At 65.7% G+C, this 24,762-nt stretch carries 22 protein-coding genes; 21 read left to right on the forward strand and 1 reads right to left on the reverse strand.

Features of this window, described 5'->3' with window-relative positions:
- Positions 1-207 precede the first annotated feature (207 nt).
- The 13 genes from ACUP6Y_RS10055 to ACUP6Y_RS10115 all read left to right on the forward strand — a co-directional run bounded on the left by ACUP6Y_RS10055 (position 208) and on the right by ACUP6Y_RS10115 (position 14,179).
- The gene (locus ACUP6Y_RS10055) at positions 208-957 is read left to right on the forward strand and encodes an enoyl-CoA hydratase/isomerase family protein (protein WP_462555850.1); all 750 of its coding nucleotides are present in this window, start codon (positions 208-210) and stop codon (positions 955-957) included.
- On the forward strand, positions 954-1,850 hold the full coding sequence (locus ACUP6Y_RS10060; RefSeq protein ID WP_462555853.1) for a crotonase/enoyl-CoA hydratase family protein: 897 nt from the start codon (positions 954-956) through the stop codon (positions 1,848-1,850). Before ACUP6Y_RS10055 ends, ACUP6Y_RS10060 begins: the two co-directional genes overlap by 4 nt.
- Before the next feature lie 72 nt (positions 1,851-1,922).
- Positions 1,923-3,122 carry an acyl-CoA dehydrogenase family protein gene (locus ACUP6Y_RS10065; protein WP_462555855.1) on the forward strand — a complete coding sequence of 400 codons (1,200 nt, stop codon included), beginning with the start codon at positions 1,923-1,925 and terminating at the stop codon, positions 3,120-3,122.
- Between the two features lie 179 nt (positions 3,123-3,301).
- Entirely contained in the window at positions 3,302-4,036 is a 735-nt protein-coding gene (locus ACUP6Y_RS10070; protein WP_462556695.1) for an SDR family NAD(P)-dependent oxidoreductase, read from the forward strand.
- Positions 4,033-5,196, forward strand: coding sequence for an acyl-CoA dehydrogenase family protein (locus ACUP6Y_RS10075; RefSeq protein WP_462555857.1), 1,164 nt, complete (start codon positions 4,033-4,035; stop codon positions 5,194-5,196). Before ACUP6Y_RS10070 ends, ACUP6Y_RS10075 begins: the two co-directional genes overlap by 4 nt.
- A gap of 9 nt (positions 5,197-5,205) precedes the next feature.
- On the forward strand, positions 5,206-5,934 hold the full coding sequence (locus tag ACUP6Y_RS10080) for a glucose 1-dehydrogenase (RefSeq protein ID WP_462555859.1): 729 nt from the start codon (positions 5,206-5,208) through the stop codon (positions 5,932-5,934).
- 49 nt (positions 5,935-5,983) lie between these two features.
- Positions 5,984-6,709: a glucose 1-dehydrogenase gene (locus tag ACUP6Y_RS10085; protein WP_462555861.1), complete on the forward strand. Its 726-nt coding sequence runs from the start codon at positions 5,984-5,986 to the stop codon at positions 6,707-6,709.
- A gap of 7 nt (positions 6,710-6,716) precedes the next feature.
- The gene (locus tag ACUP6Y_RS10090; protein WP_462555863.1) at positions 6,717-7,493 is read left to right on the forward strand and encodes a glucose 1-dehydrogenase; all 777 of its coding nucleotides are present in this window, start codon (positions 6,717-6,719) and stop codon (positions 7,491-7,493) included.
- Positions 7,494-8,528: 1,035 nt separating this feature from the next.
- Positions 8,529-9,920 carry a C4-dicarboxylate TRAP transporter substrate-binding protein gene (locus ACUP6Y_RS10095; RefSeq protein WP_462555865.1) on the forward strand — a complete coding sequence of 464 codons (1,392 nt, stop codon included), beginning with the start codon at positions 8,529-8,531 and terminating at the stop codon, positions 9,918-9,920.
- Positions 9,921-10,193: 273 nt separating this feature from the next.
- Entirely contained in the window at positions 10,194-10,631 is a 438-nt protein-coding gene (locus ACUP6Y_RS10100) for a TRAP transporter small permease subunit (RefSeq protein WP_462555867.1), read from the forward strand.
- 92 nt (positions 10,632-10,723) lie between these two features.
- Entirely contained in the window at positions 10,724-12,289 is a 1,566-nt protein-coding gene (locus ACUP6Y_RS10105) for a TRAP transporter large permease (RefSeq protein ID WP_462555869.1), read from the forward strand.
- A gap of 58 nt (positions 12,290-12,347) precedes the next feature.
- Positions 12,348-13,196 carry an acyl-CoA thioesterase gene (locus tag ACUP6Y_RS10110; RefSeq protein ID WP_462555871.1) on the forward strand — a complete coding sequence of 283 codons (849 nt, stop codon included), beginning with the start codon at positions 12,348-12,350 and terminating at the stop codon, positions 13,194-13,196.
- A 5-nt stretch (positions 13,197-13,201) separates the two neighbouring features.
- A complete protein-coding gene (locus tag ACUP6Y_RS10115) occupies positions 13,202-14,179 on the forward strand; it encodes an LLM class F420-dependent oxidoreductase (RefSeq protein WP_462555874.1) in 978 nt (325 codons plus the stop codon).
- Positions 14,180-14,242: 63 nt separating this feature from the next.
- Here the strand turns inward: ACUP6Y_RS10115 and ACUP6Y_RS10120 are convergent, their stop codons facing one another.
- The gene (locus ACUP6Y_RS10120; protein WP_462555876.1) at positions 14,243-15,052 is read right to left on the reverse strand and encodes a crotonase/enoyl-CoA hydratase family protein; all 810 of its coding nucleotides are present in this window, start codon (positions 15,050-15,052) and stop codon (positions 14,243-14,245) included.
- Between the two features lie 67 nt (positions 15,053-15,119).
- Between ACUP6Y_RS10120 and ACUP6Y_RS10125 the strand changes: the two genes are divergently transcribed.
- The 8 genes from ACUP6Y_RS10125 (at position 15,120) to ACUP6Y_RS10160 (ending at position 24,643) form a co-directional block, all read left to right on the forward strand.
- On the forward strand, positions 15,120-16,412 hold the full coding sequence (locus ACUP6Y_RS10125) for an acyl-CoA dehydrogenase family protein (RefSeq protein WP_462555878.1): 1,293 nt from the start codon (positions 15,120-15,122) through the stop codon (positions 16,410-16,412).
- Between the two features lie 37 nt (positions 16,413-16,449).
- A complete protein-coding gene (locus ACUP6Y_RS10130; protein ID WP_462555880.1) occupies positions 16,450-17,187 on the forward strand; it encodes an SDR family NAD(P)-dependent oxidoreductase in 738 nt (245 codons plus the stop codon).
- A 37-nt stretch (positions 17,188-17,224) separates the two neighbouring features.
- Positions 17,225-18,436 (forward strand): alpha-hydroxy acid oxidase, encoded by a 1,212-nt coding sequence (locus tag ACUP6Y_RS10135; protein WP_462555882.1) that lies wholly within the window; start codon positions 17,225-17,227, stop codon positions 18,434-18,436.
- Complete coding sequence (locus ACUP6Y_RS10140) at positions 18,423-19,373, forward strand: NAD(P)-dependent oxidoreductase (protein ID WP_462555884.1); 951 nt, start codon at positions 18,423-18,425, stop codon at positions 19,371-19,373. The genes ACUP6Y_RS10135 and ACUP6Y_RS10140 overlap by 14 nt, the downstream gene beginning before the upstream one ends.
- 255 nt (positions 19,374-19,628) lie before the next feature.
- The gene (locus tag ACUP6Y_RS10145; protein ID WP_462555886.1) at positions 19,629-20,852 is read left to right on the forward strand and encodes an ABC transporter substrate-binding protein; all 1,224 of its coding nucleotides are present in this window, start codon (positions 19,629-19,631) and stop codon (positions 20,850-20,852) included.
- A gap of 37 nt (positions 20,853-20,889) precedes the next feature.
- Positions 20,890-23,616, forward strand: coding sequence for an ABC transporter permease subunit (locus tag ACUP6Y_RS10150; protein WP_462555889.1), 2,727 nt, complete (start codon positions 20,890-20,892; stop codon positions 23,614-23,616).
- Positions 23,613-24,359, forward strand: coding sequence for an ABC transporter ATP-binding protein (locus ACUP6Y_RS10155; RefSeq protein ID WP_462555891.1), 747 nt, complete (start codon positions 23,613-23,615; stop codon positions 24,357-24,359). Before ACUP6Y_RS10150 ends, ACUP6Y_RS10155 begins: the two co-directional genes overlap by 4 nt.
- Entirely contained in the window at positions 24,356-24,643 is a 288-nt protein-coding gene (locus tag ACUP6Y_RS10160) for a putative quinol monooxygenase (RefSeq protein ID WP_462555893.1), read from the forward strand. The genes ACUP6Y_RS10155 and ACUP6Y_RS10160 overlap by 4 nt, the downstream gene beginning before the upstream one ends.
- Positions 24,644-24,762 lie beyond the last annotated feature (119 nt).

The raw sequence follows: 24,762 nt of genomic DNA on the forward strand, positions 1-24,762 counted from the left end.
CGGGAAACATGGTCGTAACTGTGCCCTTGTGGGGAGCGTCACGGTCCACTAGCTTATCGAATGTTCGATGATGGCTCGACGTGAGGTTGCCAGCCGATGGAGGCCGGGGCGCGCGGTGCGGAAAGGTGGAGGCCTGTGACGGCAAGCCGCAAGGACTCTGACGCTGCCTCGGAGGCGGCTCCCGTTCTTCTGTCGCGAGATGGTGCGGTGGCGAGCATCACGCTGAATCGACCGCATCGCAAGAACGCGATGGATGTCGATGCCTGGACTGCCCTCAAAGGTGCACTGGAGGAGGTCCGCGACGACGACTCGATCCGGGTCGTAGTGATCGGCGGGGCTGGCGGCAACTTCTGCGCTGGCGCAGACCTGGGGCACGGTGGCCGTGCCACGCGGCACCCGGTCAAGCGCATGGAGTGGATCGGCGACATCGCTGCCACGCTTGTCGAGTTGCCGAAGCCTGTGATCGCGAAGGTCGAGGGCGTTGCGGTCGGCGCGGGCTGGAACATTGCCCTTAGCTGCGACCTCGTGGTAGCGACCCCGGATGCTCGCTTCTCACAGATCTTCGCTCGGCGCGGCTTGTCGCTGGACTTCGGAGGCTCGTGGCTGCTTCCGCGGCTTGTTGGTCTCCAACAGGCCAAGCGGATCGCGCTTCTCGCCGACTTCGTCGGTGCCGATGAGGCACTCGCCCTCGGCCTTGTCACTTGGATCGAGGCGCCGGAGAAGATCGACGAGTTCGTCGCCCTGACGGCAAGCAGGCTCGCCGATGGCCCGCCCGTTGCGCTGGCACAGACGAAGGCGCTCTTGAACACAGCTTCGACGCAGACGCACCGGCAAGCGCTGGCAAGCGAGGCGACCGTGCAGTGCGTCAACTTCGCCACCGAGGATTCGCCGGCCGCAGCCAAGGCGTTCATGGAGAAGACGGAGCCGGTCTTCACCGGTAGATGGGCGACGACGTGAGCGACTACGAACACATCTCGCTTGAGATTTCCGACCGGATCGCCACGATCACTCTCGACCGGCCCGAACGTCTCAACGCGTTCACCAGCATCATGCGCGCCGACCTGATTGCCGCGTTCGACCGAACCGATGCCGACGACGAGGTGCGGGCGGTCATCGTCACCGGTGCAGGCCGGGGCTTCTGTGCCGGTGCTGACCTCAGCGCAGGCAGTGAGACGTTCAACTACGAGGCCACCGACGAGCAGGCGAGCGCCATTCGTCGAAAGGTCGGAGAGGTCGACGGCGTTGCTCGCGACGGCGGGGGATTGGTGTCGCTACGGGTTGCTGCCTCGCGCAAGCCCGTCATCGCGGCCTTCAACGGCCCGGCGGTCGGTGTTGGCGTCACGATGACCTTGCCGATGGACATCCGCATCGCCGCCGCCTCAGCGAGGTTCGGACTGGTGTTTGCTCGTCGCGGGCTGGTTCCCGAGGCGGCGTCGAGCTGGTTCCTCCCACGAGTCGTCGGGATCTCCCAAGCCATGGAGTGGGTGGCCACTGGGCGCGTGTTCGACGCCGAAGAAGCACTGCGGGGGCGTCTGGTCTCGCGTGTCGTCCCGGACGAGGAGTTGCTCCCCACCGCCCGCGCCATCGCGACCGAGATCGCCGAGAACACCTCGGCTGTCTCGGTTGCGGTGTCACGCCACATGCTCTGGGCAATGCTCGGACCGAATGGCTCGCCGTGGGCGGCACACGCACTTGACTCGAAGGGGATCAATCGACTCGGAGGTGGCGGCGACGCAGCCGAGGGCGTCGTGGCCTTCCTGGAGAAGAGGCCGGCGAACTTCCAGATGCGCGTGAGCGAGGAGTTCCCCGAGTTCGTGCCCCAATGGCCGGAGGTCCCGAATGCCTACTAGAACGAGTTATGACGTACGGCGACGCCCGGTCCTTCATCGGAATCCGCGCCGTCGGACATGGAGGAGGAAGCAATGACAACTGAGGTGCAGGTCGAAGCAGACGAGCAACTCGTCCTCAAGGTCGCGCGCCGGGTGGTCACCGAACACGATCCTCGGTCCACGCCAGACGATGAGCTTTACGGGGCATGGTTTGACGCCGGTTTGGCATGGGTTCACTTTCCGGTCGGACTGGGTGGTATGGCGGTATCTCGTGGCCTTCAGGCTGTGGCCGACCAGGTGCTCCTGGACGCCGGCGGCCCGGAGATCTTCCGCAAAAATCCCATCGGCCACGGAATGGCGGCACCGACCATCGTCGAGCACGCCTCAGAGGGGCTTGCCGCCACATTGTTGCGACCGCTGTTCACGGGTGAGGAGATGTGGTGCCAGCTCTTCAGCGAGCCCGGAGCCGGCTCGGATCTGGCTGGCCTCGCCACCTCAGCCCGACTCGACGGCGACACCTGGGTGGCCAACGGACAGAAGGTCTGGACCACCCTTGCCCACAAAGCACGGTGGGCACTGCTGTTGGCCCGCACCGATCCGGACGCCCCCAAGCACCGAGGTCTGTCCTATTTCGTCGTGGACATGAAGGACCCTGGAGTTGAGGTACGCCCGCTACGACAAATGACTGGTCAGGCGCAGTTCAACGAGGTCTACCTGACCGACGTGAAGATTCCTGACAGCCACCGGCTCGGCGCGGTCGGGGATGGCTGGAAGGTCGCGATCACCACACTCATGAACGAGCGCACGGCGATCGGCGGCAACGCTCCCGCGCGTGGCTCGGGGGCGATCGGCGAGGCGCTTCGGCTGTGGGCACAGCACCCTGACCTCCAGACACCCGTTCTGCGGGATCGGCTGGCCGGTCTGTGGGCGCGCGCCGAAGCTCACCGCCTCACCGCCAGTCGTGGCGCTGTGGCAGCGAGCACTGGGTCACCCGGCTCCGAGAGCGCGATCGCGAAACTGGTGGCAGCTGAGCTGGCTCAGGAGATCTACGAGTTCAGCGTCGAGCTGATCGGCCTCGACGGCACCTTGTACGGCTCGTGGGACGTGGACCGTCCGCGCGAGCCGGAAGACACCGAGGGCTGGGTGCAGCAACGACTCCTCCGCTCGCGGGCACAAACCATCGAAGGCGGGACCTCGGAGGTCCTTCGCAACATCCTCGGCGAACGGGTGCTCGGCCTTCCCGGGGACATCCGCGCCGACACCGGCCCGTGGCGAGACATCCCCCGTGGCTGAGCCGACGACCACCGCTGCAGCAAGGCCGGGTCCGGCGCCGGATGTCATGCGACTCATGGCTGCCGCGCACAAGTTGATCTTCGCCCACAGCCCGCGTCGAGTGCTGCCGCTCGGAACGTGGACGGAGGCAAGACGTGCCTGAATCAAGCTCGTTGCCCCTCGCGGGCCGCACTGCCCTTGTGACCGGAGGGGGCCGTGGCATTGGGCGATCAGTTGTGCTGGCGCTTGCCTCCGCCGGTGCAGACGTTGGCCTGACCTACGTGCGCGATGCAGAGTCTGCCCTCGCCTGCGCGGCCGAGGTCGCGGCGATCGGGCGTCGTGCGTTCGCCTATCGGGGTGCGGTCGAGTCCGTGGAGGACAACCGAGCAGTGGTCGGCCAGGTAGTTCAAGACCTCGGGGGCCTCGACATCTTGGTGAGCAACGGTGGCATCGCAAGCCGCGGGAACCGTGTCGCCGACACGGACCCGGCCGAGCTCGAGCGGGTGGTCAAGATCCATGCCATCGGGCCCCACCATCTGGTTCAGGCGGCGATTCCGCACCTGCGCAAGGCGCCACGGTCCGATGTCGTCTTCATCTCGAGCGCGGCGTCCAGCGTGTTTCCCAAAGGCGGTGCGCCCTACAACATGGGCAAGGCTGCAGTGGAGGCTCTGGCCCGCACGTTGGCGCGAGAAGAGCGTGCTAGCGGAATGCACGTGAACATCGTGGCCCCGGGGCTGGTGGCGACGGAGATGGGTGCGCGCTTGATGCGTGCGCGTGCTGGCGTGACGGATCTTGAGGCGCTGGCCGCTGCGTCGCCCTACGGACATGTCTGCCAGCCGGAAGACATCGCCGCGGCGGTGCTCTATCTGGTCGGCCCGGGCGCCAGCTACATCACCGATCAGCGAGTTGTGGTAGACGGAGGAACCTTTCAATGACAGTGCACCACGAGCAGGAGTCCGGTCTCGAGCGCGAGTTCGTATTCTCGGCCGAGCAAGGCGAACTCAGGGACGCGATTCGCAGGTTCTGCGTTGACGTGATGCCCGAGTCCAAGGTCCGGGAGTGGATGGCGAGCCCGGCGGGCTTCGACCCATCGGTCTGGTCACGGCTCGGAGCAGAACTCGGCGTCCTCGGCCTGAATGTGCCGGAGGAATTCGGAGGATCTGCCGCCGGTCTAGTCACCCAGGCCGTGGCGGTCGAGGAACTCGGCGCCGCACTGGTGCCGGGACCCGTGCTCGGGACCGTAGCGCTCGCGCTACCTGCCCTGGTCGCGTTGCGCGACAAGCCGAACGCGGCCGAGTTGATCCCGTCCTTGGTCGAAGGCGCGACCTCGGCGGCGTTCGCGATCCCCGACCGCGCCGGGGCCTTCGACCACTCAGCCATCACCGTCGAGGCGACGGAGTCGGGACAGGAGTGGGTCCTGGACGGCCAGGTGAGCCACGTCGTCGACGCACTCGCCGCTGACATCCTTCTGGTAGCTGCTCGAGTGAAGGACGGGATCGCCCTGTTCTGGGTCGCGGCCGACGCCTCGGGCCTGACCAGGGATGCGATGTCGACCATGGATCTCACCAGGCGCCAGGCGGTCGTCCGGTTACAGGGCGCACCCGCCACTCTGCTCGCCGGAGCGCAGGAGGCTCCCGAGGTGATCGAGGCAGCGTTCCGAACCGCAGCGGTGCTCTTGGCCGCCGAGCAGCTGGGCGGAGCCCAGCACCTGCTCGACCTCACTGTTGACTACGCGCGCACGCGCTTGCAGTTCGGGCGCCCGATCGGCTCGTTCCAGGCGGTCAAGCACCGGTGCGCAGACATGCTCGTGCGGGTCGAGCACGCCCGCTCGGTCGCCTACCACGCCGCCTGGGCCATTGAGTATGGGCTCGACGACGCGCGACTGGCATCGAGCCTTGCCAAGACAGTGTGCTCTGATGCATACCAGGAGGTCGCGGCCGCCGCGATTCAGCTCCATGGCGGCATCGGCTTCACCTGGGAGTACCAGGCTCACCTCTACTACAAGCGCGCCGTCACCGACGCCGCGCTTCTGGGTTCGGCCACTCAGCACCGTGAACACGTCGCCCAACGGGCTCTGGACGGCCAGATCGCCTAGGTGATGGGTGTGGGCCGTCTGGCTGGGAAGGTCGCGATCGTCACGGGCGCAGCTCGCGGACTGGAGGCTGAGCATGCTCGTCGCTTCGTGATGGAGGGCGCTCGGGTTGTCCTGACCGACCTGCTGGAGACCGAAGGCGCTGCCTTGGCCGACGAGCTGGGCGCGAAGGCTGTCTTCCTGACCCACAACGTGACCGACGAGGTGCGTTGGGTTCAGGTGGTCGCGACGGCCGAGGAGGCTTTCGGGCCGGTGAACGTGCTGGTGAACAACGCGGGCGTCGGCTACTGGAGTCCGCTCGGCGACATGACCGAGTCCGCGTACAGGCGCGTGATCGACGTCAACCAGGTGTCGGTGTTCTTGGGGATGAAGGCGGTCGTCGGGAGCATGCGCCGCGCCGGTGGTGGCTCGATCGTCAACACCTCGTCCACAGCTGGGCTGATCGGGTCAGCGAACGGCATCGCGTACAACGCGTCGAAGTTCGCGGTCCGGGGGATGAGCAAGGCGGCTGCGGCCGAGCTTGCCGGGGACGGCATTCGCGTGAACTCCGTTCACCCAGGCTTCGTCGCCACCGATATGACTGCGGGCGCCACCAATAGCTCAGTGGAGGCCGGCAGTCTCCTGCGGCGCTTTGCAAACCCGGCCGAGGTGAGTCGCCTGGTGGTCTTCCTGGCGTCCGACGAGTCGAGCTACTGCACCGGCGCCGAGTTCATCGTCGACGGCGGGCGCAGCGCCGTCTGAGAAGAGGGCCGGCCGCCACGGATCGGCCCGCTGAGAAAGGGAGTATGCGGTGAGCCGTCTGGCTGGGAAGGTTGCCATCGTCACGGGCGCGGCTCGAGGTATGGGCGCCGAGCATGCCCGTCAGTTCGTGAAGGAAGGCGCGCGGGTCGTCCTCACCGATGTCTTGGGGGAGGGCGCGGCGGTTGCCGCGGAGTTGGGGGACAACGCCCTGTTCCTAGAGCAGGACGTGACCAATGGTGCTCGGTGGGGCGAGGTCGTGGAAGCCGCCGAGGACGCGTTCGGCCCGGTGAACGTGCTGGTCAACAACGCCGGCATCGGTCACGCGGCTCCGCTCGGCGACATCACCGAAGCCGACTATCGGCGGGTGATTGACATCAATCAGGTGTCGGTGTTCATGGGGATGAAGGCGGTCGTCGGGAGCATGCGCCGCGCCGCTGGCGGCTCGATCGTCAACATCTCCTCCACCGCGGGGCTCTACGGCGCACCGAACGGCATGGCCTACTGCGCCTCGAAGTTCGCGGTCCGGGGGATGAGCAAGGCCGCCGCCGCAGAGCTGGCCGGTGACGGGATCCGGGTCAACTCGGTGCATCCCGGGCTCGTCCGCACAGCCATGACCGATGCTTTCCTAACCCCGGAGGTCGCGGCAGGCACCCCCTTGCAGCGCTTCGGGGAGCCTGCCGAGCTCAGCCACATGGTGGTGTTCCTGGCCTCAGACGAGTCGAGCTACTGCACAGGTGCGGAGTTCATCGTCGACGGCGGCCGCAGCGCGATCTGACCGCGCGGTGCGTGGTGTTGCCAACGAATCGGATGTTGATCGAAAGGATGTGATCGGTGTGGGTCGTCTGACCGGAAAGGTCGCGATCGTCACAGGCGCGGCTCGGGGCATGGGAGCTGAACATGCCCGCCAGTTCGTCAAGGAAGGCGCCAAGGTCGTACTGACCGACGTGCTGGAGGCGGAGGGTCTGGCCGTGGCCGCGGAACTGGGTGAGGACGCCGTGTTCGTGCCGCACGATGTGACCGATGGTGCCCGGTGGGACGAGGTGGTCGCAACGGCTGAGGCGAGGTTCGGCCCCGTCAGCGTGCTGGTCAACAACGCCGGCATCGGCGGCACAGCGCCAATCGACGAGGTGACGGAGGAGTCATACCGCCGAACCATCGACATCAATCAGGTGTCGGTGTTCTTGGGCATGAAGGCGGTGCTGGGCAGCTTGCGCCGCGCGGGCGGCGGCTCCATCGTCAACATCTCCTCGTCTGCTGGCATCGTGGGCGGAGCGAACGCGGTCGCCTACTGTGCCTCGAAGTTTGCGGTGCGGGGGATGAGCAAGGCAGCCGCAGCGGAGCTGGCTGGCGACGGAATCCGGGTCAACTCGGTTCACCCGGGGCCAATCCGCACGCCCATGACAGCCAAGTGGGCAGCCGGTCAAGAGTCGGGAGCCCCTTTGAACAGGTTCGCCGAGTCGGTAGAGGTGAGTCACCTGGTCGTTTTCCTGGCATCGGATGAGGCGAGTTATTGCACCGGAGCGGAGTTTGTGGTCGATGGTGGGTGGAGTGCGGTCTGATTGGAGCCGAATCGGAAGGCAGTCCCACGAACGGGTTGTGCACCGCGTGGTGCCACCGGCATCGATCGTCGGGGAGCCGCAGCAGCGCCGGGTCCGCGACCAGAAGCATTTGGCCGCGAGGTCCGCGCCCAGTGAACCTCGCGGCCCTTTCGCCGGCGACCCGTACGACCGGGACGGCCAGTTCGACGACGTTGGCCGTCGTGTAGCAGGGGTTGTCCGGCGCGAGTTTGTGGGCCTACAACAGGCCCTGATGCGCGGGGCTGAGCGGAAGGCAGGGACCGGGCTCAGCTCAGTCTCGCTCCACCGATCCACGGCCTGTCGAGCGGCACCAGAGCGTCCGACGGCAAGGGCACGTGGCGCGGATCGGTGAAGCGTCTGAGACACCGCTGGCGAGCGTGCGCTCCCGCACGGACGCGATCGTGGGTTGGCGGGTGAGCTCGCCGAAGTCGACGTCGACGCTGTGCTCGGCGAGGGGTAGGTGGTGGGGCATCAACGCCGTGCTGCTGCTCGCGACCGGGGAGAACCTGACGGGCGCAGAGGGGGTACTCGGCATGCGGGGTGGCCACCGCCGATACCCGCGGCAGTGAACGGGGTTCGCCGGCCTGACAGCCTGCGGCCTGTCGAGCGTCCGGCTCGTCACCAGCGACGCCTCACTCCGGGCTTGGTCGAGGCAATCGGGGCGAACCAGTCCGGCGCCAGTTGGTAGCGCTGCCGCGCTCCCTACGCGTACAAGCTCATGGGCGGGGGAGGGTAGCCCAGACGATGTGGCCGGCTCAAGGCGACGCTGCACGGCGTTGTGAACCGGCCCGACGTCACCGCGGCCCGGCCCCAGTTCGGCCTGCTGTTCGACTACGTCGACCGAAAGCTGCTCGACGTACTCACCCAACTCGACCGTGTCCGTGCGGAGCCTGTTGTCGTACACCGCGTTGCAGAAGGAGTTCTGGACCCAGATCTGGTCCAACAAGACCCCGAGCGGCTCAGCAAGGAGATCCGCCGCCGCTCCCCTACGCGGTGGCAACCCTCTCCTCCCCAACCGTGAGCGCGACCGTCGTCCAGGGGGATTCTGCGCCGCTGCCGAACAAGGAGCACCTAATCGTGCGTTCGACAAGTTGCCTGATCGATCGTATAGTGACGCTCATCACTGAGCTGGTCTTGGCAAGGTGCTCGTGCCAGTTGAACTTGAGGAGAGTGCTTGCGATGGGTAGAGGATTGAGGCGCCGAATTCTGGGGGTTGGGGTTGCCTTTGCGCTAGCACTCGTTGCCGCAGGCTGCGGCTCCGACGACGGTGGAGGCAGCGGTGCCAACACGGGTTCGTGGCTCGACGATTTCGAGCCCATGACTCTCACGCACAGCAACAACACGACCGGAAAGGACGCAACGAGTCTGGGACTGATCGCGATGTTCGAGTACATCGAGGAGCAGACAGACGGCAAGATCAAGGTAGACAGCTACTGGTCCAACTCACTGATGGGGCCCGAGGAGCACCTGAAGGCGTTGGAGAGCGGCGTGGTCGACATCGCTCCCGTGGTCGCTTCGTTCGCGCCCCAGGAGGTGCCTGTCTTCAACTACACCAGCGAACTGGCGAGTCTGGTCAGTCCCAACTTTCCCTTCGGGCAGTTCCAGGGCAATGGCGCACTCCTCGAGTTCGTCACCTCGAACGAAGCCGTGACGGCGGAGTTCGAGCAGCACAACATCTTGCCGGTCGCGAACGGGTCGGCGCCGAGCAGCAGCCTGCTGTGCAAAGACCCCATCGAAAGTGCGGACGACCTGAAGGGCCTCCGGGTGCGGACCCCAGGACCCACCTTCACCGAGGCGTTCGAGGCGCTGGGCATGGTTCCGGTAACGCTGGCCTACGCAGAGCTCTACGAAGGCCTACAGCGCGGGGTGATCGACTGCGTGCCCTACCACGCGCCGTACCTCATCACCTTCGGCCTATGGGAGATCGCGGACTACTTCTATCCGGTCAACCTCCCGGGCATTGGCGGGTCGACGGTGGCGATGAACTTGGACAGGTGGAACAGTCTGCCGGTCGAGGCCCAGCGCATCTTCGCCGAAGGCGCCAAGATCTACGTCACCAAGCAGCTTGAGGTGTGGAACCAGGAGTACGCCACGTTCGCGACCGATGGACCGTCGAAGAATGGGATCATCTTCGGTGATCCGACTCCCATCAACGAGGCGCTGGACGCTCACTTCGACGAGTGGAACGCGGGCCTAGCCGAGCGTGCCCCCGACGGGGTCGACGACCCGCAAGGCGTCATTGACGACTTCGTCGCTACGGCCGACCGGTGGAGCGAAGTCGTCACCGGGTTCGGCTTCGAGGACGCGCCCGCAGCCGAAGGTGAGGGTGAGCAGTCCTACGTTGATGCCACAACGTTCGATCTCGCCAAGTTCCACGACGCGCTTGTGCTGGGGTGGGAGCCGCAGTAGACCGCGAAACGACCCGTGGCTCCTGGCGCGGGGATCGCCGGCCACGGCGATCCCCGCAGCGCAGAGCGGAGGTCGCGACCGCACGGCCGCCGCACACACAACCGGACAACGCAGGAGTAGTCTGTGAGCGAGAGCAGGACTGACCATCACAGCCCAGAGGCTGGCTTGACAGCGGATGCCGCTGGATCAGTGACACGACCGGGATGGGTTCGTGTCCTGGCAGCCGTCTCGACCAGCCTAGCGGTGCTAGCGGCCGTGGCCTGCATCGCCCTGATGATCCAGATCATCGTGGATGTGGTCGGGCGGACGCTCTTCAACCATCCGATGGTCGGGACGCTGGAGGTGACCCAGAACTGGTGGATGGTAACCATTGTCTTCGGCGCCATGGGATACACCCAGCTGCGCGGTGAGCACGTCCGGGCTACGGTGATTCCCGAACTGTTAAGCCCGAACTGGCAGCGAGCAACTGAGGTCTTCAGCCTCGTCTTGTTCTTCCTGCTCGCCCTCATGTTCGCTTACTACAGTTGGAACACGGCGGCGGCGAGCTACGAGTTGCGCGAACTCGCGGCCGGAGGGCCAGAGTGGATCCTGGTCTGGCCCTTCAAGTTCCTGATGCCCGTCGGATTCGCTGCGCTTGCACTCCAGTGCCTGACGACGATTCACGACGTGGCGCGGGGCGGCCCCGGCGAGTCCGGCGGTGACTTTATCTGAGGCCCGCCCGGTAGCGATTCGACCCAACGTCGCGCCCGATGCGGCAGCGACGCGACAGTTCGGGGCGGATGGTCAGGCACCTCATCCCGCAAGTGAGCAACGAAGACAGGACACCGACGATGGCAGAGACTGCCAGCCAAGCGACGGAGCAGGCGGAAGAGACCCACGGCATCGCTTCTGAGGTCGATGCTGGCGGCCCGCCCTCACCCCGAAATGCCCGCATCACGCGAGAGCGGATCGGTTTGGCCTTGCTCGCCCTCGCGCTAGGAGCCGCCACAGTTCTCGCCGTGCTCATCCTCTTCGCGCCCCTCTCAAGGCAGGATATCGGAGCACTCGTGCTCACGCAGACTGTCCTGCTCATGATGGCCGGCGTGCACGTCGCCGTCGCTATGGGAGTGCCGGCCGTTCTCGGGCTCTGGGCTATGGGTGGTTGGCGTGTGATCGAGTTCGCGTTCGAATCCATCCCGCACTCGAGTTCGGCGAGTTGGACGCTGAGCGTCATCCCAATGTTCATTCTCATGGGAATGGTCCTAGTTCACACCGGTATCGCCGCCATGATCTTCGACGCTGCCAAGCAGTGGATTGGCGGCCTGCCTGGAGGCCTAGGCGTCGCGACTGTCTTTGCAGGGGCTGGGATGTCTGCCGCCAGCGGCAGCACGCTCGGCGTGGCGTACGCAACGAGTCGGGTCGGTATCCCCGAGATGCTGCGCGCCGGCTATGCGCCGCGACTTGCGGTGGGCACTGTGACGATGGCTGGCGTGTTGAAGATGCTCATCCCGCCGAGCCTTACTGTCGTCATCTATGCGGGAATAGCGCAGACGCCGGTTGGCCCGCAACTATTGGCCGGCCTCGTGCCTGGGACCATTCTCGCGCTCCTCTTCGCAGTGCTCATCGTGGTGCGGGCGCGTATCAATCCCGAGCTCGCCCCGCGCGCCGATACCTCGCAATTCACCTGGTCGACACGACTGCTCGCACTGGCCCGGCTGTGGCCGGTCTACTTGCTGGCGTTCATCATCGTCGGAGGCATCTACTCTGGTGTCGCCACGACCACCGAGTCAGGCGCCGTCGCCGCGCTGGCAACCATCCTCATCGGCGCTTGGTTTGGGCGGCGCGATGGCCTCAAGAACTACCTGCGGCAGTTAGGCGAGGCCCTCATGAGCACGGTCGCCGCGGTAGCGGCGATCATGTTCCTCATCATGAGCGTCACGTTGTTGACGTTCACGATCTCCATGAGCGGCGTTGTCCAGAAGGCGTCGATGTGGGTCATCGACATTGGGCTCGACGCCACGCCATTCCTCCTCATTCTCGTCGTGATGTATGTCGTCATGGGAATGCTCATGGACGAGTTGGCGATGATGCTCCTCACCGTTCCCATCCTCATCCCCGTACTCGAGCAGCTCGACATCGATCTGATCTGGTTCGGGGTCTTCCTCGTGCTCCTGTGCGAGATCGGGATGGTCGTGCCTCCCGTCGGAATGTTGTCCTTCATCATCCACGGAATCGCGCAACGACCCGAGGTGAACTTGGGCCAGGCAATCTCGCTGATGGACGTATTCCGGGGCGTGTTCTGGTTCGTCATCGTCGCCATCGGGCTCGTCGTCACCCTCATCTTCGTTCCCGATCTCGCTCTCTGGCTTCCCGGGCTCATGGACAATTGAGGGCAATGCCTGAGCAGAGCAACTGGCGTTTTACTGAACGATCGATTAGTCTCAGGCGGTGCTCGACAGTATGAGTCAGACGGAACCGCAGAATGCGCCGATCGGGAGCATTCAAGACGTTTCGCTCACCGAGTTGCTCGATCTTGAGCGGCTTGACGACGGCCTCTTCCGCGGAACCGTGGTCTATGAAGAGCCGTTCAACCTCTATGGTGGCCAGGCCGCTGCTCAGGCGCTCATGGCGGCAGGCCTCACGGTGAAGACGGATCGCGCACCGCACTCCCTGCACGGCTACTTCTTGAGGCCCGGGGACCCATCGAGGCCGATCGTGTTCAAGGTTGAGTCCGACCACGATGGAAATTCCTACTCGGCGCGACGAGTGGTTGCCCTGCAGCGTGGCGAAGTGATTTTCAGCCTTGCCGCTTCGTTCCATCGGCCGGAGGTTGGCAAGGACCACCAAGTCGCACAGCTCCCGACCAGCATCCGGCCAGCTGAGGCCCCTTCGGGCGAGATCAAGCGGCTGGCGTCCTATGAGGTGCGCGTCCCGCCACAGCCGTTCCCCCAAACCCGCGTCTCGACGCGGGTATGGGCCAGATGCACCGCAGACCTACCCGACGCGCCGCTGTGGCATGCAGCTGCGCTCACCTACCTCTCGGACATCCGGACGGGATTGGCACCCCTGGAGGACGGCACCTTCCAGTCGATGAGCAGCCTCGACCACGCGGTCTGGTTCCATCGGCCGGCGCGGGCCGACTCCTGGATCTTGATGGACCTCACGCCCCAAACCACGGCGGGGGGCCGCGGCATGTACACCGGAACGCTGAGCTCACCAAACGGCGTCCTATGGGCGAGCCTCGTGCAGGAGGCGTTGTTCCGACGAGCGCGCACAACCCCGAAAGGACTCGAATGACAAGGATGACAAGGCTCGGACTCACCGTGCCCTTCGACCGCCGACCGCTCGCCGACCAGCAGAGTCTGCTCGAAGATGTCGTGGCCAGTGGATACACCGACCTGTGGTCGGCGGAGGCATCAGGAGCCGACGGTCTGACTCCACTGGCGGCCGCCGCGGTCAGCCATCCCTCGCTCCGGCTCGGTACTGCCATCCTGCCCGCCTATACCCGCAGCCCCGCCCTCATGGCCATGTCCGCTGCCTCCCTGGCTGACCTGGCGCGCAGCGAGGTGGCGATTGGCATTGGCACGAGCTCGAATGTGATTGTCGAGCAGTGGAACGGGGTCGAATTCCGAAATCCCGTCCAGCGTGTGCGCGATGTCGTGACCTTCGTGCGCCGGGCACTCACCGGGGAGCGGGTGGACATGACGTGCGACAGCTTCACCATCAGCGGCTTCCGTCTGGAACGCGTGCCAGCGCAGCAGCCACGGCTCCTCATCGCCGCCCTCCGCCCGGGGATGCTGCGATTGGCAGGGAGCGTGGGCGATGGCGCTATCACCAATTGGCTGGCACCCGGCGACGTGAAGCAGGTGTCCAAGACCGTTCGTGAGGTGAACGCCGATGCCGAGCTCGTGGCCCGGATCTTCGTCATCCCCAGTGAGGACGCTGCAGCAGTGCGAGCGACGGCTAAACGGGCTATTGCTGCCTACCTGAATGTGCCCGTGTACGCCGAGTTCCATCGCTGGCTTGGTCGTGCTGAGCAGTTGGAGCCTATGTGGGCAGCGTGGCAGGCGGGTGACCGCAGGGCCGCTCTTGATGCCATCCCCGACTCGTTGGTCGACGAGCTTTTTGCCTACGGCAGCATCTCCGAGATCGTCGCGAAGATCCGCGACTACGTTGACCAAGGCGTTGACACTCCGGCCCTGGCGTTCATGCCGCCGGAAGGCGAGTCATCCGTCCCCGACAGCGCGGTCGCTCAGATTGGGCGCGCCTACTTTTCCTGACGGCCCCTGTCTGTGTGCCAGAGTGCCCGGCAATCGTGGAGACCCAGCAGGGGTGTGGCGCGATCAGGGATCGACGAAGTCGGGTCGACGCTTCGCGAATCTGGCCGCGACGGCCTCGACCTGGTTGGGGCTGCCGATCAAGGTCGCGATCTCTTGCTGTTCGGCGGCGAAGCCGGAGTCCGTGTCGGCATGGCCCGCGAGACCGAGCAGACGTTTGGCGGCGCGGATGGCGTGAGGGCTCTGGCAAGCGATCGTTCGTGCCAGTTCCTCAGCGGCCGCAAGGGGGTCTTCGTCGACTCGAGTCGCGAGCCCGATGCGGACGGCTTCTTCGCCGTTGACCACCTTGCTGGTGTAGATGAGCTCCGCGGCGGTGTCGGGTCCGACCAGGCGCGGGAGCACCTGGGTGCCCGTCATGTCCGGAATCAGGCCCCACCCGACTTCGAGTGCACCGAGCCTCGCGTCGGGGTGGACGACGCGAATATCGGCGCCCAGGGCTATCTGCAATCCTCCTCCGAGGGCGTTGCCGCGGACGGCAGCGATCACAGGCACCGGGATCTCCGACCAGACGTAGGCCGCCCGCTGGCCCCGCGCCTTGGCGGGCCCGGCGGAGGGCAGAAGCTTCGAAGAGGTGTCGAGGTCCCCGCTCCGCATGGCGGAGAACGAGTCGAAGTCAAGGCCGGCGCAGAAGTCAGGCCCCTCCCCGCTGAGCACTACTGCGCGCACGCTGCTGTCGTCTTTGAGCGACTCGCCGACGACCACGAGAGTCTCGAACATCAAGGAGTCCAGTGCGTTGCGCTTCTCGGGCCTGTTCAACGCAACGGTCGCGATGCCGTCGTGCTGCGACACATGGACCCTGTCGGTGGCGTCCGTCACGTCCTGCCCTTCCCATCCGGTCGACTTAGTGACACCCTAGCCGAACGATCGATAAGGAGATACACAGGTGGACTTCGAACTGCCGGCCGACCTGGTCGCCAAGCTGACCCAACTCGACGCGTTCATCGAGCGGGAGATCGTCTCGCTGCAAGCGCAGGACGACAACGAGCGCTTCTTCGACCACCGCCGCGAGTGGGCCCGCACCGACTTCGAGAACGGTGGCGTAGCGCGACCTGAGTGGACTGAGCTGTTGTGGGAGATGCGCCGTCGTGCCGATTCTGCAGGCTGGTTGCGCTACGCGCTCCCCAACGACGTCGGTGGTCAAGACGGCACCAACCTCGACATGGCGGTGATCCGTGAGCACCTCGCACGCAAGGGTCTGGGGCTGCACAACGATCTGCAGACTGAGTCGTCGGTGGTGGGCAACTTCCCCGTCATTCACATGCTTCTGGCTTTCGGCTCAGCCGAGCAGAAGGAAGAGTTTCTCGAACCGCTGCTGGTAGGGGCGAAGCGTGTCGGGTTCGGGCTCACCGAGCCGGATCATGGCTCGGATGCGACCTGGATGGAGACGACCGCGGTCCAGCAGGGCAGTGACTGGGTCATCAGTGGGGCCAAGCGGTTCAACTCCGGCATGAACCACGCGACGCACGACATCGTGTTCGCGCGCACCAGCGGCAACCCTGGTGACGCGCGCGGCATCACGGCATTCTTCGTACCGGCACAGGCGCCCGGACTGAATGTCGAGTTCAACTGGTGGACGTTCAACATGCCGACGGACGCCTCAGAGGTCACCCTCAAGGACGTGCGCGTGCCTGGTACGGCCGTGTTCGGTGAGGTCGGCGAGGGTCTGCTGGTCGCGCAGACCTTCGTGCACGAGAACCGGATCCGTCAAGCTGCCTCCGGCGTGGGCGCCGGCCAGTACTGCGTCGACCGCAGCGTCGAGTACGCGCGGAACCGGCTGAGCTTCGGTCGGGCGCTCGCGACTCACCAGGCAATCCAGTGGCCGCTCGTCGAACTCCAAACAGAGGCCGAGATGCTGCGCTGGCTGGTTCGCAAGACCGCTTATGACTTGGACCGCGCGACCCAGCTGGAGCTGAGCGACAAGGTCTCGATGTGCAACTACCGCGCCAACCGATTCGTGTGCGAGGCCGCCGACAGGGCGATCCAGGTCCACGGCGGGATCGGCTACACCCGTCACATGCCGTTCGAGCACATCTACCGCCACCATCGGCGCTACCGCATCACCGAAGGCTCTGAGGAGATCCAGATGCGGCGCGTCGCCGCCCGGCTCTTCGGGTTCGGCGGATCGCCGACCACGGGCGCCGGCAAAGCCACGGGCTTGCCACGGACTCTGGGCTGATCATGAAGACTGTTGGAATCTCGAGGAGGAGACCTCAATGTTGAGCAACAGGGTGGCGCTGGTCACCGGAGGGAGCCGCGGGCTGGGCAAGGTGGTTGTCGAGGCCTTCGCAGCGAACGGCGCAGACGTGGTGATCGCCAGCCGCAAACTCGACAACTGCGAGGAGCTTGCCTCCTCCATCCGTGAAACCTACGGCCGCAGGGCTCTTGCCGTTGCCTGCAATGTCGGTGAATGGGACGACTGCGACCGCCTCGTCGACGCTGCGTACGCGGAGTTCGGCCACGTCGACGTACTGGTGAACAACGCCGGCCTATCGCCGCTCTACCCCAGTCTGGACCAGGTCAGCGAGGAGCTCTTCGACAAGGTCATCGGGATCAACCTCAAAGGACCGTTCCGGCTCAGCGCCTTGGTCGGAAAGCGGATGGTGGAAGGCGATGGTGGATCGATCATCAACATCAGCTCGCTGGCGGCCGTGCGCGCTGAGCCGACCGCGCTCCCGTACGCCGCGGCCAAGGCCGGCCTGAACAACATCACGCTCGGCTTTGCCCGAGCGCTCGGCCCGAAGGTGCGCGTCAACGCGATCCAGTGCGGTCCCTTCCTCACCGACATCTCCCACGCTTGGACAGACGAGATCCTCGAGCGTGTTGCGAACAACCGGCTCCTCGCACGCGCAGGCGAGCCCGAGGACATCGTCGGAGCCGCCCTCTACTTCGCCAGCAGCGCCTCGGCCTTCTGCACCGGTGCCATACTCCCTCTCGACGGGGGCACGAAGTGACTCGCGCAGTCCCCACGGCGTCGGAGCAACCGCGACCGTGAACAGATCTTGGAGATTCCAATGGCGGGCCTCGAAGGAGCCGTTGTCCGTCGAGGACGTCCGGAAGCGGGCACGTCGCCGCTTGCCTGACATGGCCTGGGCCTACATCGACGGTGGTGCCGACGACTTGGCAACGGTGAGGGCGAACGTCAATGCCTTCGACGCTTGGACGCTCGCGCCTCGCGTGCTCACAGGTAAGACCGCATCGGACCTCTCGGTCGCTATCCCGGGCGCCACCCTGGGGTTCCCGCTGCATATCGCACCAACCGGCCTGTCGGGACTCGCGGACTGGCGAGGCGAGCCTGCGATCGCGCGCGCCGCTGAGCGTGCCGGCACGGTCTCGGTGCTGAGCACCGCCGCCAGCTACACGCCCGAAGAGTTCGCTTCCTCGTGTCAGCCGCGTCACTTCTTCCAGCTCTATCCACAGCGAGTCGGGAGCGACGACGAGCGATCAGCGAGTCGGCGCTTGGTCGACCGTGCGGGTGCCGCGGGCTTCCAGGCGCTGGTGGTGACGGTCGATGTACCGACCTACGGCAACCGAGAATGGGAGCGGCGAGCCGGGGTGGGCTCGCCGCCCACCTTCACCCCCCGCCGCATGCTCAACGCCGCGCGACACCCGTCCTGGACGTACGCAATGGCGCGGCATGGCCGGATCTCCGCCCGCCTCTTCGTCGAGCACGGTGGTCTCGCAGCTGCAGTGAGGTCAGCCGCCGCGACCCAGGGGCTGTTCCGCGGCTTCGAGTGGTCGGACCTGGACTGGATCCGCGAGACATGGCCGGGTCCGCTGTACGTCAAAGGAGTGCTGCGATCCGACGACGCGGTCCGAGCACGCGACCGCGGCGCAGACGCAGTGATCGTGTCCAACCACGGGGGACGGCAACTCGACGGGGCGATCACCGCGCCTGCCGCCCTTCCGGGCATCGTCGAGGCGGTAGGGCGGGACTTCCCTGTCTTGGTCGATGGCGGCATCCGCAGGGGAACAGATGTGGTCAAGGCGCTATGCCTCGGCGCCCGAGCGGTGGGGATAGGCCGGCCGGCCGTCTACGGCCTGGCCGCGGGTGGACAGGAAGGCGTCGAGCATGTACTGCGGCTGCTTCGAGCTGAAGTCGAACGGGCGATGACACTGCTGGGCGCTGCCTCGCTTGCCGACCTCGGACCCGACCTGCTCGTGCGCGCAGACCTCGCGGAGCGTGAACGTGTCTCCCACTGAGTTGATCCTTGTCCCCCATGAGGGATACGCGCTCCACCGTCTCCCCGCACGGTACGAGTGGGCCTTCTGGACGACCATCGATAGAGAAGCCGACGGAGACCGCGTGCGGTTCGCCGCGACCGACCAGAGCGTGTATAAGGGAGTGCGCCCCGACTGGCGCCTGCTGCCCGGCCTCAAGGCGCTCCAACTACCGAGCCTGGGCTCTGAGTACCTCCGCGACCTGCCCACGCAGACAGCTGTCTACAACGCGGCGGGAGTTGTTGAGGACACCACGGCCGAGACCTGCCTGCTCGGAATTCTCGCGTCTCTGCGCGCATACGGCCGGCACGCCGCACAGATCAGGTCGGGTGCGTTCATACCCGGCTGGGTAGATCGTCCCGACTCTTGGGCCGACGAAGTGCGTGGCCTGTGGGGCAAGCACGTCGCCCTCCTTGGATACGGCGGCGTTGGCAAGGCGATCGCGCGCCGGCTGCGTGCCTTCGACGCCATGATCGACCCTTACGCGCGCTCGGCGCGGGTCGAGGACGGCGTGGTGGTCAGGCACCTGGCAGAGCTCCGGCCGCGACTCTCCTCCTACGACATCGTGGTGATCGCCCTTCCCGGTGCGCCGTCGACCATGCGACTGGTTGATCGCGACTTCCTCACAGCCATGAAGGAACACGCGCTGCTCTCCAATGTCGGCCGAGGCGCCGTCATCGACACCGACGCCCTGGTAGACGCCCTCCGCGCGGGCCGCATCGCTGCCGCTCTCGATGTCACAGATCCCGAACCGTTGCCACCGGGGCACCCGCTCTTCAACGCACCGAACCTCGTGCTCACCCCGCATGTTGGAGGAAACTCGGACTCCATTCCCCAGCGGCTTCTTGACCTGGTCGTGCGACAGATCGATGCCTTCGTCACGGGCGGCGAACTCACCAATCGCGTCCACCGGGCTTGAGCCTCCGGACGTATCCAACCCGTGACCCGACCAGTCCTTGACAGTGCTGTGACGGGTCCCACATAGTAGGCAAATCGATCGATCGTTCAGGACTCGGAGAGCGCCCGATCGCATGCGGAGGTGACTCCACTGCCGCGAAGCGGCGGCCTCACATGAGGCAGCAGCAGTTGCTAATCAGCGATCACAATGATCGATCACAATCATCCCGAAGGAGACCGGTTCGTGAAGACGCGAGTGGCGCAGAGGGCCAGGTTCATGGCTGTCGCAGGCGCATCACTGCTAGCAGCAACGACGCTGGCAGCATGTGGCGGCGACGACGAGGCTGGCAGCGCCGGCAGTTGTGGAGATACCGGAACCGCCGCCACGGGAGACCCGGTGAAGGTGGTCGTCATCATCGACGAGGATGCCGCGGGTCTGTCGCAGCAGCCGGGAGTCCACGCGGGTGCCGAGGCCCGCGTGTGCCGGATCAACGAAGAGGAGAACGGTCTGGGTGGTTCCGGCCGTCCGATCGAACTCGTCTTCTGCAAGACCGAACTGGACCCGAACGTCGCGGTCAACTGCGCCAAGGAAGCTGTCGACGACCCGGACGTGGTCGCTCTCGCTGCCACCAACGTCGGCATCGGGGACCTCGGTACCGTCGCCGAGGACGCCGGTCTGGCCAACATTCCCGCAATCGCCTACACCGACAACGACCGTACCCTGTCCAACGTCTTCCCCGTCAGCTCTGGCGTTCAGGCATCGCAGGGCGGCCGCGCGGCGATGGCCTACCTCGATCACCCCGACGCCAAGACGATCAACTTCGCCGCCGTACAGACGGCCAACAGCCAGGCCGCCGCTGAGCTCGCAACCGATGTGATCGAGTCACACGGCGGTCCGGCGATCAGCAAGCTCGTTCAGGTGCCACTGACGGCCACTGATGTCACCGCACAGGTGCGAGCTGTCAGCGACGGTGCTGACGTTGCGATCCTGTCGCTGCTTTCAGCTACCACCCAGCAGGCGCTGCTGGTGCGGGACCAACTCGGCATCGACGTGCCGTTTTACACCTCGGGCCTGGCCCTTCCCAACGACGCGATCACCAACCTCGGTGCGGCCGCGGAGGGCACGCCGCTGGCCATGATGCACCCGACCGACGATGTGGACGTGCCGGGGAACAAGGCCTACCTCGAGGACCTCGACGCGATCGGTGAATCGGGCGAGTCCGGTGACAACACCAAGGCATCCTGGCTCTCGCTCGACCTGCTGAATGTTGCCACCCAGGGGCTGGAGACCATCGACCGCACCACTGTGCTGGAGGCGCTCAAGAAGGTGAGCTCTTACGACGGCGGCGGCCTGACTCCGCCCCTTGACTTCACCAAGCCGGGTCCGGACCCGAAGTACCCAGCCCTGAAGACCATGAGCTACTTCCCGGCGATCGTCGAGGACGGAAAGGTCGTCGCTGGACGCACCAAGGAATACGAGCCGATCTTCGGCACGAACTAAACAGGCCCTCTCGAACGATTCTGCACGAGCGGAGTAAATGGTGGAGATCCTGAGCTACGCCCTGCTCGGCCTCGGCGCTGGCGGCGCGTATGTCGTCGCCGCGCTGGGGCTAGTCCAGGTCTACCGAGGCTCTGGCGTCCTGAACCTGGCGCACGGCGCGATTGCATATGCCTCGGCGACGCTGTACGTATTCTTGACAGCCAAGCAGGAGTGGCCCATGGCGCTGGCCGCCGTGGTGTCGGTGCTGCTTGCATTGGTAATCGGCGTGCTGGTGCAGCTTCTCGTGATGCATCCGCTGCGGACCGCCCCCGCGCTGGTCAAGATGATGGCAACGTTGGGGGTGCTCGCCATCGTCCAGCAGGGCATGCTTCTGACCTTCGGGGAGGAGATCTCGAGAATCGTCGTGCCGTCGTTCTATCCACGGGGTGCGCTGAGTATCGGAGACAGCCTGCAGATCCCGTACGACCGGCTGATCTTGGTGGGCTTGGCGATCCTGCTGGCCGCGGCACTGGCGGTGCTGCAGCGCCGAACCCGGCTGGGTCTGGCGACCACGGCGGTAGCGGAGAGCCCGGTCGTGGCGGGATCGTTCGGGATCGCGTCTGGCAGTGTGGCGGTCGCCAACTGGGCGGTGGGCGCCGCCCTGGCGGGCCTGGCAGGCGTGATGCTCGCTCCCATCGTCAATGTCGTTCCTCAGGCGACGTTCATCCTCCTGATCATCCCGGCTCTCGCGGCGGCCATGATCGGGCGATTCGAGTCCTACCTGTGGACGACCATCGGTGGGCTCGGGCTTGGGATAGGACAGGCGCTCGTGACCCGATACCAGTCCGACATCCTCCCGCCGAGCCTGGCCAGTGGCTGGTCGGATGCCGTCCCGCTGGCAGTCATCATCACGGTGCTGATGCTGCGCGGTTCGGCCTTCCCTGTGCGGGGCGAGTTGGCAACACGGATGCCGATGCTGGGTCGCCGCACGATCGGGATCGTGCCATTGCTCGGCCTCATCGTCGTGGGGTGCGCCGGGGTGATGTTGCTGAGCGGCAGCCTCGCCACTGGTGTAACCCGTTCGGCGGCAATGGCGCTGGTCGGTCTGTCGTTGGTGGTGCTGACCGGTCTAGCCGGCCAGACATCGCTTGCGCAGATGGTGATCGCCGGCCTCGGCGCATTGGAGGCGGCCCGGATCAGCTATGCGTTCGGATGGCCGTTCTTGGTCGTGGTGGTGCTCGGCGTCATCGCAGGCACACTGACCGGTGCTGTGTTCGCCGCGCCGGCGCTGCGGACGCGCGGACCGGTGCTGGCGATCGCCACCATCGGTCTGGCGGTTGCGTTCGAGAACGTTGTGCTCGTGAACGGGTGGTTCACCGTGGACGGCTACAGCGGTACGCCCATCGAGATGCCAGCCATCGGCCCCCTGGCGATCGACGGCGTGAATCATCCGCAGCGGTACGCGGCGTTCACACTGGTTGTGTTGGCGCTGGCCGCCTACGCGGTGGCTAATGTTCGGGGTGGACGAACGGGCCGGCGGTTGATCGCTATGCGCAGCAGCGAGCGAGCCGCGTCCGCAGTTGGGATCTCCCTGCCGCAGATGAAGTTCATCGCGTTCTGTATCTCCTCCGCTCTGGCGTCGCTAGGCGGTATCCTGATCGCCTTCTCGAGTTCTACTGCGACCTACACCCGGTTCACGCTGGTGGAGTCGCTGAACGTGGTGATGTTCACCTTGATCGGCGGTGTCGGGTACGTGCTCGGCGCTGTGGTCGGTGGCTTGATGGCCCCCAACGGCATCATCACTGTCATCTTCAGCGATGTGAGTGTTCTGGAGCGGATCTTGGTGATCGCGTCCGGGTTCTTCCTGATCTTGACGTTGGCGCTGAACCCGCATGGTCTGGTGGCCGCGGCTGACATCAAGCGATCGCGTGGCAACAAGCCGCGCCGTAAGCAGCCTCGTCGGGTGGTGCCTGCGCGTGCCGGTCGCTCGGGGGAGGAGCTGGCAATCAGTGACCTGACCGTACGCTACGGACCGGTGACTGCGGTCAAGAACCTCTCGCTGGTGGTCCGGCCGGGCGAGGTCGTCGGTCTGGTCGGACCCAATGGCGCGGGCAAGACGACGGCGCTGGATGCGATCACAGGCTTCCTGTCGCCGGCATCGGGTTCGGTACGCTTGGGAGAGCGTGACCTGACACGGATGTCTGTGCACCAGCGGGCCGGTCGGGGGATGGGCAGGTCGTTCCAAACAGTCGAGGCATTCAATGACCTCACGGTGGCCGAGAACCTGGCGGTGGCTGGCAACCGCGTCTCCTGGAAGGACTGGGTCCTGGATCCGCTCTACCACCGGTCGATCGAGCTGGATGAGCGCATCCACGACGAAGCGATCGCGCTGGGGGTGGACTTGGACGTCATGCCCGATGAGCTCAGTCAGGGCCATCAGCGTCTGCTGGGCGTGCTTCGTGCCCTCGCCTTGGAGCCGTCAGTGCTGCTGCTCGATGAGCCCGCTGCCGGCTTGGACACCAGCGAGACCGAGAGCCTGGGACGGGTGTTGCGTCAGGTGGTCGAGCAGCGGGGGATCGGAATCTTGCTGGTCGAGCACGACATGAGCCTGGTCGCGGCAGTGTGCGACCGCGTTGTCGCTCTGGACTTCGGCGCCACGATCGTCAGCGCACCGACAACCGAAGCGCTGGCCGACCCGATTCTGCGTGCCGCCTACCTGGGCGACCTCGAGTCCGATGAGGTCGAGGAAGTAGCTGCCGCTCAAGCGGGAGGAGGAGCACAGTGACTGTGACAACCACCCACGCTCTGTCCGCTCGGGGACTGACCGCCGGATACGGCGCCATCGACGTGCTCCACGGGATCGACCTGCACGTCGATCCCGGCGAACTGGTTGTGATCCTCGGCGCCAACGGCGCGGGGAAGACAACGACCCTGGCCGCACTGGCGGGGGTCATGGCATCGCGTGGGGATGTCGAGTACTTCGGGAAAGCCACGAAGGCACCCTTGCACGTTCGCGCCAAGAGCGGTTTGGCCTACCTTCCCGACTCGCGCGGCATCGTCAGAGCGTTGACAGTGCGTGACAACCTCCGCTTGGCCAAAGTCGACCCGGACGCTGCCTACGCGATCAGCCCCGAACTCGCGGCGCTGCAAGGCCGCCTCGCTGGCCACCTGTCGGGGGGCGAGCAGCAAATCCTGGCACTGACCCGTGCGATGGTCGGCAAGCCGAGACTGGTTCTGGCCGACGAGGTCTCCTTCGGCCTCGCACCGATCGTCGTCAAGCGGATGTTGTCCATGGCCCGCCAGGCTGCCGAAGCGGGCAGCGCGGTCCTGCTAGTGGAGCAGTTCGCGGCACAGGCATTGGCCGTCGCCGACCGAGCCTATGTCCTCCAACACGGCAGGGTAGTGATCGAAGGAGATGCCGCGACCCTCGCGGCGGACCTCGGCGCGGTCGAAGCAAGTTACCTGGGCGTGACGCCCAACCGACCCGATGAGACCGCTAACCACGCGGGAGTGGAGACAACCGGATGAGCATGGTCACTGTGGTCCTGGAGCTGGAGTTCAAAGAGGAAGCGTTGGACGCGGCGCGTGCCCGCATGGAGCAGTCTCTCGCCGTCACCCGCGGCTTTGACGGGTGCTCCGGCGTCGAGGTACTGATCGACGCCGACAACGAGGCTCGATGGATGATCATTGAGAGGTGGGAGTCGGCAAGCCACGATGCCGCGTACATGGCCTTCCGTGCCAGCCAGGGTGCCTCCGACCTACCGCCGCTGCTGGCAACGAAGCCACGTCGCGCCTACTACCGGAACGAGTGATACTTCTCGGCACGTCGACCCGACCGGAACTTGGCGGGGTTGTCGAACGATCGTTAAACGACTAGACTTTCCATCGGTTCGCCTCCTGTGCGTGCCGCGACGAGGAGCGTGAGAGCCCT

The organism is Nocardioides sp. S5-5 (assembly GCF_054954065.1).